Origin of the sequence: Haloferax elongans ATCC BAA-1513, from assembly GCF_000336755.1 — an archaeon.
GTDB lineage: Archaea > Halobacteriota > Halobacteria > Halobacteriales > Haloferacaceae > Haloferax > Haloferax elongans.
Map to the genome: position 1 here is coordinate 1 of NZ_AOLK01000008.1, position 15034 is coordinate 15034.

Annotated in this window: 12 protein-coding genes; 5 read left to right on the top strand and 7 right to left on the bottom strand. The window is 62.9% G+C overall.

What is annotated here, in order from left to right; translation table 11 throughout:
* Nucleotides 1–517 precede the first annotated feature (517 nt).
* Entirely contained in the window at nt 518–832 is a 315-nt protein-coding gene (locus C453_RS01735) for a non-histone chromosomal MC1 family protein (RefSeq protein ID WP_008322307.1), read from the bottom strand.
* A gap of 238 nt (nt 833–1070) precedes the next feature.
* On the opposite strand from C453_RS01735, the gene C453_RS01740 reads away from it, so the two are divergent.
* The 3 genes from C453_RS01740 to C453_RS01750 all read left to right on the top strand — a co-directional run bounded on the left by C453_RS01740 (nt 1071) and on the right by C453_RS01750 (nt 3743).
* Nucleotides 1071–1268: a hypothetical protein gene (locus C453_RS01740; protein WP_004059056.1), complete on the top strand. Its 198-nt coding sequence runs from the start codon at nt 1071–1073 to the stop codon at nt 1266–1268.
* Nucleotides 1269–1330: 62 nt separating this feature from the next.
* A complete protein-coding gene (locus C453_RS01745; RefSeq protein WP_008322309.1) occupies nt 1331–2386 on the top strand; it encodes a quinone-dependent dihydroorotate dehydrogenase in 1056 nt (351 codons plus the stop codon).
* A gap of 67 nt (nt 2387–2453) precedes the next feature.
* Nucleotides 2454–3743, top strand: a complete 1290-nt coding sequence (locus C453_RS01750) for a DUF6498-containing protein (protein ID WP_008322310.1) — start codon at nt 2454–2456, stop codon at nt 3741–3743.
* A 47-nt stretch (nt 3744–3790) separates the two neighbouring features.
* Here C453_RS01750 and C453_RS01755 read toward each other — a convergent pair whose 3' ends face one another.
* The 5 genes from C453_RS01755 to pheS all read right to left on the bottom strand — a co-directional run bounded on the left by C453_RS01755 (nt 3791) and on the right by pheS (nt 12053).
* Nucleotides 3791–6403: a valine--tRNA ligase gene (locus tag C453_RS01755; RefSeq protein ID WP_008322311.1), complete on the bottom strand. Its 2613-nt coding sequence runs from the start codon at nt 6401–6403 to the stop codon at nt 3791–3793.
* A gap of 133 nt (nt 6404–6536) precedes the next feature.
* Nucleotides 6537–7742, bottom strand: coding sequence for a trans-sulfuration enzyme family protein (locus C453_RS01760; RefSeq protein WP_049907455.1), 1206 nt, complete (start codon nt 7740–7742; stop codon nt 6537–6539).
* An 84-nt stretch (nt 7743–7826) separates the two neighbouring features.
* Nucleotides 7827–8708: an NmrA/HSCARG family protein gene (locus C453_RS01765; RefSeq protein WP_008322313.1), complete on the bottom strand. Its 882-nt coding sequence runs from the start codon at nt 8706–8708 to the stop codon at nt 7827–7829.
* Nucleotides 8709–8841: 133 nt separating this feature from the next.
* A complete protein-coding gene (pheT, locus tag C453_RS01770; RefSeq protein ID WP_008322315.1) occupies nt 8842–10554 on the bottom strand; it encodes a phenylalanine--tRNA ligase subunit beta in 1713 nt (570 codons plus the stop codon).
* Nucleotides 10554–12053, bottom strand: coding sequence for a phenylalanine--tRNA ligase subunit alpha (gene pheS, locus C453_RS01775; protein ID WP_008322316.1), 1500 nt, complete (start codon nt 12051–12053; stop codon nt 10554–10556). The genes pheT and pheS overlap by 1 nt, the downstream gene beginning before the upstream one ends.
* Nucleotides 12054–12446: 393 nt before the next feature.
* Here pheS and C453_RS01780 point away from each other — a divergent pair, with 393 nt between their 5' ends.
* Nucleotides 12447–12713 carry a hypothetical protein gene (locus C453_RS01780; RefSeq protein WP_008322317.1) on the top strand — a complete coding sequence of 89 codons (267 nt, stop codon included), beginning with the start codon at nt 12447–12449 and terminating at the stop codon, nt 12711–12713.
* Between the two features lie 36 nt (nt 12714–12749).
* On the opposite strand, the gene C453_RS01785 is transcribed toward C453_RS01780, so the two are convergent.
* On the bottom strand, nt 12750–13895 hold the full coding sequence (locus C453_RS01785; protein ID WP_008322318.1) for an NAD(P)/FAD-dependent oxidoreductase: 1146 nt from the start codon (nt 13893–13895) through the stop codon (nt 12750–12752).
* A gap of 115 nt (nt 13896–14010) precedes the next feature.
* On the opposite strand from C453_RS01785, the gene C453_RS01790 reads away from it, so the two are divergent.
* Nucleotides 14011–15033 carry an ornithine cyclodeaminase family protein gene (locus C453_RS01790; RefSeq protein WP_008322319.1) on the top strand — a complete coding sequence of 341 codons (1023 nt, stop codon included), beginning with the start codon at nt 14011–14013 and terminating at the stop codon, nt 15031–15033.
* Nucleotide 15034: the final 1 nt, after the last annotated feature.

The window sequence follows — 15034 nt, forward strand, 5'->3', positions numbered from 1 at the left end:
TGAATCGCCCTGCAATCGCGGTGTGTCGTACGCATTCTTCCGAAATGCCTTGGACCACTTAAGGCCGTCGTATCGTCGGCGGGCCCGGGAGAGTGTATCATCCCGGTGAGCGCCAGACGGCCTTGGGTCGAGAGGCGTTCGAAAGTGAAGCCGTCGGGGGGAGTGCCCCCGTGCGCTTCTTCGCATTATTCCGAATGGCACGGGTACATAAAAGGCCGTCGAACAGATGGCGCATCGTCATGCGGTTTCATGCCGTGAGCAATGATAAACGATACAGCAGTCGCTCGGGGAGCGTAGATATCACGCGACTGGAGGCCGGCCGTTCATCCCTCGCATCGCACGTGCGGTCTGACCGGGTGTTGGTCGCGTAGGCGAAACTGACAGGGCCGCACTCAAAGACGTATCGACTACAGAGTGGGACTACTCGGCAGTACCAGATTCGTGTGTGTCGGATTGATTCTCTACACGCACGCGTACGCGGACGACGTAAAGAAAACCAGACCGACTACTCGGCCGCCTACTCGTCGAGGTGCTCGATACCCTTCTTCGAGACGTTCCCTTTCGTAATCTCGCCTTCCATCCACTCCGGTTTGTCACCGGGAGCGTCACTTGTCCACGCCCAGGCGTCGAAGATGTGAACCTTGTCGGTTCCCTTCTCACGAAGGCGAATCTCCGTTGCGTTCGCCTGTGCATTGTCTTCAGAGCCTGCCGGATCAAGGCGCCGCGCTGCTTTGAGCGCTGCCTGTCGGGGCATACTTCCGGAAAACACACTCGTCTCTGTCCCGTTCTCCTCTCGGAGCACAAAGTTCCGCTTACCGTCCTCGCGTACCATGATTTTCCACCTCTATGGCAATCAACCACATGGCACAAGATAAATATATCGCCGATTTTCGACCGACGACGGGGCCATACTTATATACTCCACCGTCGAGCCGAGCTCGAAGAGCGGTATCGACTTGGTCTGGAATCTAGAAACGAGACGGCACCACAACCGGGATTTCCCCCTCAATCTGAGGGGCGGAGACAACACTTATGTATTCCCTGCGGCGAACCAACGGATAGACCCCCAGATGGTCCGGAAAAAGAAGCTCAGTCCGAGTGGAGCCAAAGACGAAAACGGCGAGTACCACAACGTCCACGTCAACCTCCACGAGGATGAACTCGCGGTCGCTGGCATGGAAATCGGCGACGAGGTATTCGTTCGTGTCCGAGACGGGAAAATCATCATCCAGAAAGCAGACCCAGAGCAGGTCGAACACGACTTCTGAGGACGGACAGCCGTGACCGTTCTGCGAAGTAGTGTTCCTAGCGACTCGCCCGCACCACAGGCATGAATCCTTACCACCTCGCCAAACCGTTCCTCTTTTCGCTCCCACCAGAAACGGCACACGGCACTATCCACGGACTCCTGCGCGCAGTCCGCGGAACGCCCGTCGAATCACTCCTCGAACGACAGTACCGCGTCGAGGACCCACGTCTCGAGACGACTGCGTTCGGCCTCGAGTTCCCGAATCCAGTCGGCGTCGCCGCCGGATTCGACAAGAACGCCGAAGTTCCAACTGTCCTCGCCGCACTCGGCTTCGGCCACGTCGAAGTCGGCGGCGTCACCGCGAAAGCGCAGTCCGGGAATCCGCGGCCGCGGATGTTCCGTCTCCCCGAAGACGAGGCCATCATCAATCGAATGGGCCTCAACAACGACGGCGCGGACGTGGTCGGCCGTCGACTTCAAGCCGGTCCCCGACCCGACATCCCGGTCGGTGTCAACCTCGCGCTCTCCGAAGTTACCGCGGCCGAGGACGCACCCGAAGACTATCTGTACACCTACGAGCGCGTCGCCGACGGCTCTGACTACGTCGTCGTCAACGTCTCGTGTCCCAACAGTGAGGGCTTCCGCGACCTCCAGAACCGCGACTCCCTCGAAGCGATTCTCGGAACGCTCACGGACGCGGGTGCCGACCCGCTTCTGGTCAAACTCTCGCCCGACCTTCCGGACCCCGCCATCGAAGACGCCCTCGAAGTCGTCGACGACCTCTCGCTCGACGGTATCATCGCGAGCAACACGACGACCTCCCGACCTGACTCGCTGCAGAACCCCAATCAGGCCGAACGCGGCGGTCTCTCCGGGAAGCCAATCGAAGGCCGCGCCACCGACCTCATTCGATTCATCGCCGAGCGCACCGACGTGCCAATCGTCGGCGTCGGCGGCGTCTCCGATGCAGACGGGGCATACCAGAAGATTCGCGCGGGTGCCTCGATGGTCCAACTCTACACAGGCCTCGTCTACGAAGGGCCGTCTCTCGCGCGCGACATCAACCGTGGACTCCTCGACCACCTCGAACGCGACGGCTTCGACTCCATCGACGACGCGGTCGGCGTCGACCTGTAAGTCGGCCGCGGCAAGCCCGCCGCGGGCGAACCGAAGTCTGTTTTTCTCCCCACTCGGTTGACCCATTGTGCGTCTTCCCTCCCCTCACGATTCCGGGGCGCTCGCGGTCCTCGCATCCAACGCGGTCGCTCCAGTCGGTGTCCTGTTGCTCGGCTGGTCCCCGTCGGTGCTCTTCGGCGTGTTCGTCGCCGAAGTCGCCGCCGTCCTGTTCTGGACGTGCGTGAAAATCCCGTTCGCCGCCAAACGCCCGAACAACGCCATGGGCGAGGACAACCGATTACTCGGACCACTACAGGCAAAGCGAGGCGGCCTCTCGGTTCCGGGGCCGTTTCCGCCGTTTTACCCCCGAAATGTCCCGGTCTTGCTCGTGACCATCTTCTTCCTCGTACCACTCGAACTGGTGGTTGCGTTCATGGTATTCGGGTTGATAGACCCCGTCGTCACCGACGAGACAGCCGGTCGAATTCTCTTGGGCGGGGTCGGTGTGTTCGTCGGGCGGGGCGTCGAAACCGGAACCCAGTACTTCGTGAACGCGGGCTACCGAAACCACTCGGCGCGGTCAGTGTTGCTGTCTCCGTTCAAGTTGCTCATCGCAATCGCCGCGCTTCTGGCCGTCGCTGGGCCGTTACTTGGGTCGGTCGAGAGTGGAATTCTCGCCGTCACTGTCGTCGCTGCCGGAAAACTCCTGTACGACCTTCGGTCGCTGCAGGTCGAACGCGACGAGAACAAACGGGGTGCGTTCTATCGCTTGTACGGAAGCAAGGAGACCGAAATCGAACCGGTCCCGGTCGCAGTCCCCGAGGGAGAGCCAGCACATCGCGTCCGGCTCGGGCGCGTGTCAGCAATCGCCGACGCGGGCTACCGAAGCATTCGGTACACGCTTTCGAGCGGCGTACTCTGGTGCTACGCTGGTGCTGTGGCGATGGCCGTCTTCGGAGCGGGGTCACTCACACTCGCGTGTCTGGCACTCGTCGGAGTGTTTGCCGCGGTCAGGGCGACCACGCGGTATCTCACGTACGGTACGGTCGAGTACCGCTGTTACGATGACGTGCTCGTCGTCTACGACGAAGTGTTAGACGAACCGCAAGCGCGACTCGAACGCGATGCAATCACCGATGTCACCGTGCATTCGGACGCCGTCGACCGATTGTTCGGCACCGAGACGGTGGAGTTCGACACGGACGTAGAGACGGGGCCAGACGTGCAACTCACAGTGCCAGAACCTGAGGAAGTCAACGAAGACGACGCGAACGCGAACCATCCGCAGGTCGTCCCTCACGTCGACGATGCCGAGACGATAATCGAGACACTCGGTGTTGGACGGGAGCAACGACTCACGTCAAACGGAGACGACTGACGACGACAGCCGGACTGAACAGTCGAAAAAAGAAGCGAACGCTTCGCTTAGTTCTCGTTCTTCACGATGACGAGCGCGCCCTCGGTCTCGACGAATTCTCCCTCGCCAGAGTAGGTGCGCTCTTCGTTGACCTCGAACGCGTCGGGGCCGAGTTCGACGCCCGCGACGTGGAGTTCGTCGCCGACGAGTTCGTAGTCGTCCTGTGCGAGCGCCGCCTCGATGTCAGGCACTTTGCTTCCGTACTCGGGACCGACGATGGAGTAGTCGAGGTCGATGCCAGAGGTGACAGACTCGATAGGCGGTTCCTCGTCGGTCGAGGTGAGCGAATCGACGTGCATCACGCCGCTGATGTCGCCTTCGAAGCCGTCGATGGTGCCGTAGACTTCGACTTCGTCGATGCTGGCGTTCATCGAAAGCTGAGCGTCGCTTTTGTACTTGCGCAGCGCGCCGACGACGGCCATGGCGGTCTCACCGGCCTCGACGTCGGCGTCGAGTCCGAGCGGTTCGGGCCACGACTGGGCGTGGACGCTCTCGCCGTCGTACATGTCGTGCCAGAGTTCCTCGGTGACGTGTGCGAGAATCGGCGCGAACAGACGGACGAACCGCCGGTGGACGGTCTGGAGCGTGTAGGCGGCCGAGGGGTCGTCGGCCTCGCGGAGTCGCTGTTTGGCGATTTCGAGGTAGTCGTCACAGAACGTGTGCCAGAAGAAGCTCCGGAGTCGGTCGCGAGCCTTCGAGAACTCGCGGTTGTCGAGCTTCTCCGTGACGAACTCGATTTCGCGGTCGAGCGACGCGAGGAGCCAGCGGTCGATGGCCTTCAGGTCGTCGTGGTCGAACTCGTCGGGCGCGTCCTCGGTGAGACTCTCGACGAGCTTTGACGCGTTCCAGAGCTTTCGAATGAGCTTCTCGCCTGCGACGAGGCCCTTTTCTTGGTACGGGAGGTCGTCGCCGACGGCGCTTCCGGCGGCCCAGTAGCGGGCGGCGTCGACCGGGAATTTGTCGAGGACTTCGTCGGGTGAGACGATGTTGCCGACCGACTTCGACATCTTTTCGCGGTTCTCGTCGAGGACCATCCCGTTTATCATCACGCTGTCGAACGGGACCTCGCCGGTGTGCTCGTAGCACTTGACGACCGTGTGGAACAGCCAGAAGGAGATGATGTCGTGACCCTGCGGGCGCATGTCGAACGGGTAGAGTTCGTCGCGTTCGAGTTCCATCTCCTCCGTCTCGGGGTTCCAGTCCCATCCGGCGTTGATGAGCGGCGTCAGCGACGAAGTCGCCCACGTGTCGAAGACGTCGTCTTCGGCGACGAATTCGTCGTGGCCGCACTCGGGACAGGTATCGACCGGCGGGTCGTCCGAAAGCGGGTCGACCGGCAGGTCCTCGCGGTCGGCGACGACGACGTGTTCGCACTCGCCGCAGTACCAGACCGGGAACGGAATCCCCGAAGAGCGCTGCCGGGAGATGGCCCAGTCCCACTGGAGACCTTCAATCCAGTTTTTGTACCGCGTGAACATCTTCTCGGGGTACCAATCCATCTCCTCGCCCGCTTCGAGGTACTCCTCACGCTTGTCGAGCAGTTTGATGTACCACTGGTCTTTGACGAGGAATTCGACGCTCGTGCCACAGCGTTCGTGGACGTTGACCGTGTGCGTGATAGCGCGCTTGTCGAGCAGCGCACCCTCGTCTTCGAGGTCGGCGACGATTTCCTCGCGTGCCTCGTCGGACGACAGGCCGGAGTACTCGCCAGCGACGTCGGTCATCGTGCCGGACTCGTCGATGGCGATACGGAGCGGCAGGTCGTGGGCCTGATACCACTCGATGTCGGTCTGGTCGCCGAAGGTACAGCACATGACGAGGCCCGTTCCCGTCTCTAAGTCGACGCGCTCGTCTTCGAGGATGGGAACCTGCTGGCCGAAAATCGGGATTTCGGCTTCTTGGCCGACGAGGTGCTGGTTCTCGTCGTCGTCGGGGTGGACGAACACCGAGACACACGCGGGGAGGAGTTCGGGCCGCGTCGTCGAGATGACAAAGGACTCCTCGGAATCGACAACGTCGAACTCGATGTCGTGGAAGTGCGAGCCCTGTTCGTCGTCTTCGGTCTCGACCTGCGAAATCGCGGTCTCACACTCGGGACACCAGATAGCTGGGGCGCGCTGGCGGTACTGTCGGTCCTGTTCGTACAGGTCGACGAACGACAGTTGCGAGACGCGCTGGACCTCCGGTGAGATGGTCTGGTACGTCTGGTTCCAGTCGATGGACGTCCCGATACGCTGCATCTTCTCAGTGAACTCCGCCTCGTACTTCGAGGTGACTTCGCGGCAGAGCTTCTGGAACTCGCGTCGCTCGTAGTCCTGGTGTTTGATACCGAGTTCGTCCTCGGTCAGGAGTTCCGACGCGATGCCGTTGTCGTCGTATCCGAACGGGTAGTAGACTTCCTTGCCGCGCATCCGCTTGAATCGCGCGACGAAGTCCTGGAGGATAGAGCCGTAGACGTGGCCCCAGTGCAGACTTCCAGATACCGTCGGCGGCGGCGTGTCGATAGAGAAGACAGTGTCGGGGTCTACCGCGCTCTCCGGGAACGCGTACAGGTCTTCGTCGACCCACCTCTCTTGCCAGTTCGCCTCGACGGTTTCCGGGTCGTATTCTCCGCTCGGCATTGCGTTGGCGTACCTACCACCGGGCGGCCTGTTAAACAACTCGGTTAGAGCGCCGAGGAGACGGAATGTAACCGAGAGAGCGCCAGCGGGTGAACCGGGACCAAAAAGAGATGGAGAGACAGCCGAACCGACCTCAGACGGTCGAAAGCGCCGATTCGAGGTCGGAGAGGAGGTCGTCGACGTGCTCGACGCCGACGGACATGCGGAGGAACGAATCGGAGATACCGAGGCGGTCGCGTTCGGTCTGCGACAGCGGGGAGTGCGTCATCGTCGCTGGGTGCTCGATGAGACTCTCGACGCCGCCGAGACTGACAGCGAGCGGGAACTCGTCGAGGTGGCCGAGGAACTCAGCAGTCCCATCGAGGTCGGTGTCGAGTTCGAACGAGAGCACGCCGCCGAAGCCGGACTGCTGGCGGGCCGCGAGGTCGTGTTGCGGGTGCGATTCGAGACCGGGATAGAGGACGCGCGTGACGGCGTCGTGGGATTCGAGGAACTCTGCAATCTGCATCGCGTTCTCCTCGTGTTGGCGCATCCGCAGCGGGAGCGTCTTGATGCCGCGGAGGTTCAGATACGAGTCGAACGGCGAGAGCATCGACCCCATGCCGACGCGCTGGAGGAAGGTAATCTCCTCGACGATGTCGTCGCGGTCGGTGATGACGGCACCACCGATAGAGTCCGAATGGCCGTTGAGGAACTTCGTCGTGCTGTGGACGACCACGTCGGCACCGAGTGCAAGCGGGTTCTGGAAGTACGGGCTGAGGAAGGTGTTGTCGACGCCGAAAACGGCGTCCCACTCGTCGGCGATGGCCGCAATCGCCTCGATGTCACAGAGGTGCATAAGCGGGTTCGACGGCGTCTCCATCCAGATGAGACGCGTGTCGTCGCGCATCGCGGCTTCGACTTCCGACGTGTCGGTCGCATCGACGAAAGTCACCTCGACGTCGAGGCGCTCGTCGAACAGCCGAGTCAGCATCGTCTTCGTCCCGCCGTAGAGGTCCTCGAACGCGACGATGTGGTCACCGGGGCTGACCGTCGCCGTCATCGTCGCGGCGATAGCCGCTGTCCCGGAGACGAACGCGAGCGCGTGTTCGCCACCTTCGAGTGCCGCAAGCCGGTGTTCGAGCGCGTTGCGCGTCGGGTTCGACAGGCGAGAATACAGATACTCGCCCGCGTCGGGGTCGAGCGTCTCCAAATCTGCGTCCGGGTCCACATCGGGGATAGAATACGTCGACGACAGATGCAGCGGAACGACGACATCCTCGACGCCGGGAGCCGGGGCCTGCCCGCGTTCGCCATGAGTCACCGCCAACGTCTCTGGGTGTAATTCATAATTGTTCATGGAGTAACCCGGAACTGGATACATCCTAAATGTTTCTATCGGTAGCTGACCAAATGCACAAAAGGAATTGAGAGAGGTTTAAAATTACTGCTCGTTATTTGCTGTCGGCGGTGTGGACCGCCAGGTGTCGGTGTCGACGTCGGCCAGATACTGTGCGAGTGTCTGCGGAACGAGGCCGAATGCGGACAAGTCCGGGGTTACGTCTTCTGGCACGCTGTCTTCGAACCACTCGTACACGGTGGCGGGTTCGTCGCCGTGCTGTTCTCGGTACTCGCTGAGCGTGATGGGTGTGAATTCGACAGGGACTCCGAGCGCGTCAGAGAACGTTTCGGCAATCTCGGGCGGCGTCAGGGCGTCGCCGACGAGGTCGATAGTCGCACCGACGAACTGGCCTGGGTCGGCGAATGCCGCCGCAGCAGCCCGTCCGATGTCGTTCGCATCGACCAGTGGAAGCGTCGTCTCGGGTGACAACGGCAGTTCGAGGGACCCAGCGGCGGTGTCGTCAGAGAGTCGCCGAAAGTGCTGCATGAAAAGCGGCGACCGGACGATTGTCGCCGGGAGACCCGCGTCTCGGATGTGTTCTTCGACCGCGAACTTCGACTGGGTGGACGTGGGAAGGTTGCCCTTCGCCTGCGAGACAGACGAGTAGACGATGTGCGAGACGCCCGCATCGACTGCGGCATCGACGACTGAGCGAGCCTGTTCGGTCTCCGTCCCGGGGTCGAACGCGGAGGTCGTCACGCAGAACACGCCGTCGACACCTTCGAGGAGTGCGCGCATTCGGGTTCGGTCGTGTAGTTCGCCCTCGACGACGTGGACACCGCGCTCGAGGAGGTTGCGGGCGCGGGGCGACGAGAGGTCACTGGCGAGGCCGTACACTTCGTGTCGTCCGAACTCGCCAGAGCGGAGGTGTTCGATGACGGCGCGGCCCTGATGGCCGAGAGCGCCGGTAACGAGGACTTTCATTACTCCGCCGAAGTGCGCGAGCGCAGATAACCTCGCTGAAGAGCGCGTCGAAGAGAAAGACGGCTGATACGAGAACGCGGGTCGAAAAGCGAGACGAAACAGGTCGCAACAGGACGAAACGGGACGAAGGTCGTTACTGCAGCGCTGCCAGGTCGAACTCGAACGCCGCGACGGGGAGTTCGAGGTCGTGTTCGACGATGACCTTCGGGTAGAGTTCGCCGACGATACCGACTTCCTCGCCGTCGATGACGACCGACGCGGTGCGGCCGGGGATGAACGACGGGTGTTCGGTCGCGGGCGTCTCTAGTTCGACACCGAAGTCGTTGCAGAGCGTCGCCAGGCGGGCCTTCGCGTCCTCGTAGGTCGCGTCGTGGCGGGCAAGGACGGCCGCGACGTGGCGGGCCTCGGAGACCCGGGTGTTCTCGTCGTCGTCGCGGTGGGCCACGTGGCCGATTTCGGCGAGGTCCTGCGGGTACGCGCGGTGGGTGTTGTTCTCCAGCACCATCGTCAGCGAGGGCAGCACCCACGAGCGGAGCATGGTGTAGTCCTCGCTGTAGGGTTCGGTGATGGAGGTGGGTTCGCCGCCGCCGAGGACGTCGGAACCGGGTTCGATGTCCATCCGCTCGTAGTTCTCTTCCTCAGAAATCATGTGGAAGTTGAGCAGGTCCTCGAATCCGAGGCCGACGAGCGCGGTCCGCGCGGCGTCTTCGAGACGGGAGCGCTCGTGGCGCTGGCCAACCGTGCCAACGTCGGGGTAGCGCGGTTCGAGTTCGTTGAACCCGTAGGCGCGGCCCACGTCGTCGACGAGGTCGAGCGGGTGGAGCACGTCTACGCGGTACGGCGGGATGGAGACCTCGTAGACGGTCTCATCTCCCAGTTCCGCATCCGCGTCAAGACCGGAGCGCTCGAAGAGGTCGATGACCCCATCCATCTCCAAGTCGACGCCGAGGACCGTCTCGATGCGGTCGTGGCTGACGTGTTTTGTCTCGACTTCGAAGTCGGGTCGGACGACAGTTCCGCCCTCGTACTCGACTTCGACTTCCTCGATGGTCGCCCCGCGGGCGGCCAGCGCGTAGCAGATGATGTTGCACATCCGGTCGATAGTCCACTGGTCGGTCCCGGTGAGTTCGACGAAGAGTTCTCGCGAGTCGGTCGTCACCTCGGTCCGGCGGCCGTTGATGACCGGCGGGAACGAGAACAGGCCGATTTCGTCGTAGATGGCCGGGTAGCGCTCGTACTCAGAGACGAGGTCGGCGTACTTCCGACCCGTGTCGTGCTGTTCGAGCACTTCTGCGGGCGTGAGTTCCTCGTTGGAGTCGAGCGCGACGAAGGTGTCGCCGTCGGGTTCGATTCCCGTGTACGTGATGGCGTTTCCGGTGGACTGCTCGGAGAGCACGTCGCCTTTCAGCATCGTCAGGTCGTGGATGCCGATGGCACCCTTGGCGCGCTTGCGGCCCATCGTCGCGTGGAGTTTCTCCTGCAACTGGATGAGCGAGTCGAGCGCGGCCTCGTCTAAGTCGACACCGCGGACGACCGCACCCGTGACGTACGGGCGCTCTTCGGGGACCGACTCATCTACGACGATGGTCCAGTCGGGGTCGTTCGTCTTCGGAACGGTGACGCCGCGAGCGTCGCCGTACTGGTAGCGAAGCGACCGTGCGACGCCTTCGACCGAGAGGCGGTCCAGTCGGTCCGGGCCGAATTCGAGTTGGAACGCCCCGTCTTCGGTCACGCCCTCGAATTCGAGGCCGAGCGCGAACAGGTCGTCTTTGAACTCCTCGTCGGACTTCTCTTCGTGGCCGGTCAAACGGCGCAGTTCGTCTGGTTGAACGTCTACGACAGGCATTATCGGAGCACCTCCGTCTCGCGGAGTAAGTCGAGGTCACACAGCGTTCCGTGAACGTCGCGGATGTCGTCGAACCCGTACATGAGCATCAGCAGGCGCTCCAGCGCGAGGCCCCACGCCATGACGTCGCACTCGACGCCGAGCGGGCGAAGCACTTCCTCGCGGAACATACCGGAGTTCCCGATTTCGATGAGTTCGTTCGTCTCCGGGTGTCGGCCGAACAGCTCGAACGACGGTTCCGTGTAGGGGTTGTAGTGCGGCTTGAACTGGATGTCCGTGATGCCGAAATGAGAGTAGAACTCCTCGAAGGTGCCCATCAGGTCGCGCACCGAGAGGTCTTCGGCCATCACCCAGCCCTCGATTTGATAGAATTCGAGCAGGTGCGTCGGGTCGAGCGTGTCGTTGCGGTAGACCTTCTCGACCGAGAAGTACCGCTGCGGCGGCTCTAACTCGCCGACTTCGTGGCCGGAGAGGTAGCGCATCGACAGCGACGTGGTGTGGCCGCGAAGCGCGACGGCGCGGGCGAAGTCCTCGCTCCACGGCGAGTGATAGCCGTCACCGTCGTCGCCGACACCGTTCAGATGCGACGAGCGAACGCGGTCGATGAGGTCTTCGGGGATGTCCTCCATCGGCGGCACGTCGAGGGCGAAACGGTCCCAGTGGGTGCGCGCCGGGTGGTCCTGCGGCATGAACAGACAGTCGTTAATCCAGAAGTCCGCGTCGGCGTGGGGGCCTTCCATCTCGGAGAAGCCCATGCCGACGAGCACGTCCTTCACGCGGTCTGCAGTCTGCCGGAGGATGTGTTTCTTGCCACCGCGCACTTCGGGTGCGTCGGCTTCGACGTTGTACTCAGTGAACTCGACGTCTTCCCACTCACCGGAGGTGAGCATCTCGGGAGTGAGTCGGTCGACCGTCTCGGCCGTCTCGACGCCCTCCATCAGCGCCGTCACACCCTCGTCGGTGAGGGTGACAGCGCGGATGGTTCGCTCGTGGCGAACGACGAGCTTCCGCGATTCGAGTTGGTCGAGAACGTCGGTATCGACTGTCTCGCCCGCGGCGAGAGCCGAGAGGGCAGCCGCTTCCCCGTCAGCGTCGGGGTCGGCGTCCGCGTCGGGCACGAGTTCGCCCGAGTCGATGTGGCCGTAGCCCTTTCGCGCGAAGTTCGAAAGCGCGATGTCCACCTGCGGGCCGCCGAGCGAGGAGGCACCGATGACTTGGCCCATCTGGACCGCGTCGCCGCCGCCGACGTCCATGGCGGCGCGGTAGAGCCGAATCTCTGGCAGGCCGTCGTCGGCGTATTCGACGCCTTCGTCGGTCAGTTCGACGTCCTCTTCGACGGTCTCTGTGACCGTGACGAGGCCGTCGTCGCGGAGGTCGAAGACCGCACCCGTCACCGTCTCGGGTTTCAGGTCCGTCGCCTCCGCTAGCTGTGCTATCGTCCGTTCGTCTGTGGCGCTCGCGGCGTTCAACACCGCGACCTGTGATTCCGGAAGTCGCATCTGGTTCGTTGTGGCGTTAGCCGTCTGGGAGTCGGTTAGCAGTTTCGAAGCCTCGCCGGTCTGGTGAGTTTGACCGAATGAGTCGGTTTCGTCCGCCGGGCGCGGTCACACCCGAGCGAAGTCCGCCGACCTCAGGCGGTCAGAAAGAAGAAGCCGAACCCGTCGGTGGTCGGTTCGCGAGTGACGCAGACACCATCACTGACAGGCTCGGAGGTCATTATCTTCGAGGATGCCGCGTTCATTCAAAACAATTGCGGAATTGTGGGGTATGGTGCCATGACTTGCACTGCTGCCACCAGCCACGAACAGGGTTCCCGTTGGCGTTCCCCCTCACTCCTCAGAGTTGATAGGGTACCTTCATATCAGCAGCACTCCCACGGACGACGAAGACGAATGCGAGACTTGGCTGCTGACCTGCAGACGATTCGACTCGGAGAAGAAGCGTCGCTCATCGTCAAACCGCCGAACCGCCCCGACGACAGGGACGACGTCGAGGCCGTGCTCGTTCAGTCGAACCCAGCCTACGAGTTCGACGACGGCGAGTTGACCTATCGAGTCGTCGAAGAGAGCGGTCGGTTTCGCGTTCTCGCATCGCGCGACGTCGCCGACCCCGTTCGCGAACTCGGCGAACTCCGCGCCGTTGTCAACATGAGCGGGTGAGGCGTTTTCGCGTTCTTGCGGCGAGTCTTCGGTCCTCTACGCCACGTTCTGTTCGGTGAGCGTCTCGCCTGATTCGAACCGGTCGAGCGACAGCGCCGACACGTCCACCTCGCAGGCGTCCTCGTCGAGGCACATGTCGGCCACTGCCTCGCCCGTCGCAGGTGCGTGCTGGAACCCGTGGCCGGAAAAACCGGCCGCGACGACGAACCCCGGTTCGACCTCGTCCAGAATCGCGTGATGGTCGGGCGTGACGGCGTACAGACCGGCCCATCCGTTTCGAATCCGCGTCTCCGGCCCGAAGTAGGCCGCGCAGTCGTCGGCCCGCTCGGTCGCTTCGACCGCCCAGTCGACGTCCATCGACTCGTCGAATCGGTCGGGGTCGACGTCCGGGTCGGACTCCGAGAAGTGCCCGCCGACGATGGCCGTTTCCTCACGCTCGGGGCGGAAGTACGACCCCGTATCGAGGTCGATTGTTAGCGGCGCGTCCTCGGGGAGGTCCCCCTCAGGTTCGACGACCGCAATCTGTCGGCGGCGCGGTGCGATTGGCAGGTCGATATCTGCAAGCGCAGCAATCTGGTTCGCCCACGCGCCCGCCGCATTCACTACCGCGTCGGCTTCGAGTGTCTCGTCGGGCGTCTCGACCAGCCAGCGGTCGCCGTCTCGTGTGAGGTCGGCCACTGGCGTCTTCGTCCGAATGTCACCACCCTCGGAGCGAACCGCGTCTGCGAATCCCTGTACCGCCGAGTGCGGATCGGCGATGCCGTCGGCGGGCGAGTAGGTCGCCGCGACGAACTCGTCCGCCCGGAGTTCGGGGACGTACTCGCGTGCTTCTTCGGGGTCGATGAGACGACTCGGCGCGCCCGCGTCGTTCTGCATTTCGACGTTATCGTGGAAGGCCGCCGCCGTCTCGTCGGTCCGGGCGAGAAAGAGATAGCCCGGTCGCCGGTAGTCGATACTGACCCCGAATTCGTCGTCGAACGACTCCCAGACGGGGATACTCGCCAACGAGAGCTCTACGTTCACCCGCGTCGAGAACTGTGTTCGAATCCCGCCTGCTGCCCGCCCGGTACTTCCGCCGCCGAGTGTCCCCGCCTCGCAGACGGTGACCTCGCCACCGCGTTCGGCGATGGCGTGCGCGCAAGCGAGTCCGGTAACGCCGCCGCCGACGATGAGAACGTGCATGGTGGTTTCTGATTTGGTGCACCAATATGAGTGTGTCTGTCACACAGCAGCATAGACCACGGGGGAAGTCACCATCCTGCAAAAACTTCACCTCAGTGCCACGAGTACTGAACGTATGGTCCGAATTCTCTCGACCGACGCCGTTCGCGACCTGCTCTCGCTCACGGAGTTGTTTCCCGTGGTCGAAGACGCGTTCGTGAAACAAGGCCGGGGCGAGGTGGAACGACCGCCTCGACCACACTTTCCGGTCGGTATCGACGTCGACCGGGTGAGAGACGGAAGCGGGCCGAACCTCCCTGACGGTGGGGCCAGTTCGCGTCCACCACTCGGAACTGCGCTGACCATGCCCGCGTACATCCACGGCCGCGACGTGTACGCGACGAAACTCGTCTCACTCCACTCGGGGAACGACGAACACGGACTTCCCACCCTGAACGCACAGGTGATGCTGACCGACGCGACGACTGGCTTACCACTCTCGCTCCTCGACGGAACGACGCTCACGAACGCCCGAACTGGCTGTATCGGCGGGTTAGCCGTACAGTACCTCGCTTCGGACCCGATTCGACTCGGTGTTATCGGCGCGGGCACGCAAGCCCGGTGGCAGACACGCGCCATCGCCGCGGCCTCCGAAGTCGAGTCGATTAGCATCTTCTCGCCGACGAAAGAGAGTCGCGAGGCGTGCGCGGCCGACCTCCGCGACGAAGGACTGCCCGCCGAGGCGGTGTTGACGCCGAAAAAAGCCGTCTCGGATGCGACCGTCGTCGTCACCGCAACGACCAGCGTCGAACCCGTCTTCACCGGTGAGTGGCTCGACCCCGGAACGCTCGTCGTCGCCATCGGAGCCTACACCGGCGAGATGCAGGAACTCGGCCCGGTGGTGTTCGACCGAGCAGCCCAGGTCTTCGCCGACGTCCCCGAGGAAGTCGCCGAAATTGGGGATATCCGCGAAGCGGGGCTCTCTGAGTCCGACCTCGTCCCACTCTCAGACGTGTTCGAGGGTGTTGCTGGCCGCGACGCCGCCGACGAGATTCTGGTCGTCGAGAGCGTCGGCTCGGCGGTTCTGGATGCGGCGGCCGCAGAGTATCTCTACAACAAAGCGCAGGAACGAGACGTCGGTGAGGACATCGGGTTGTAAC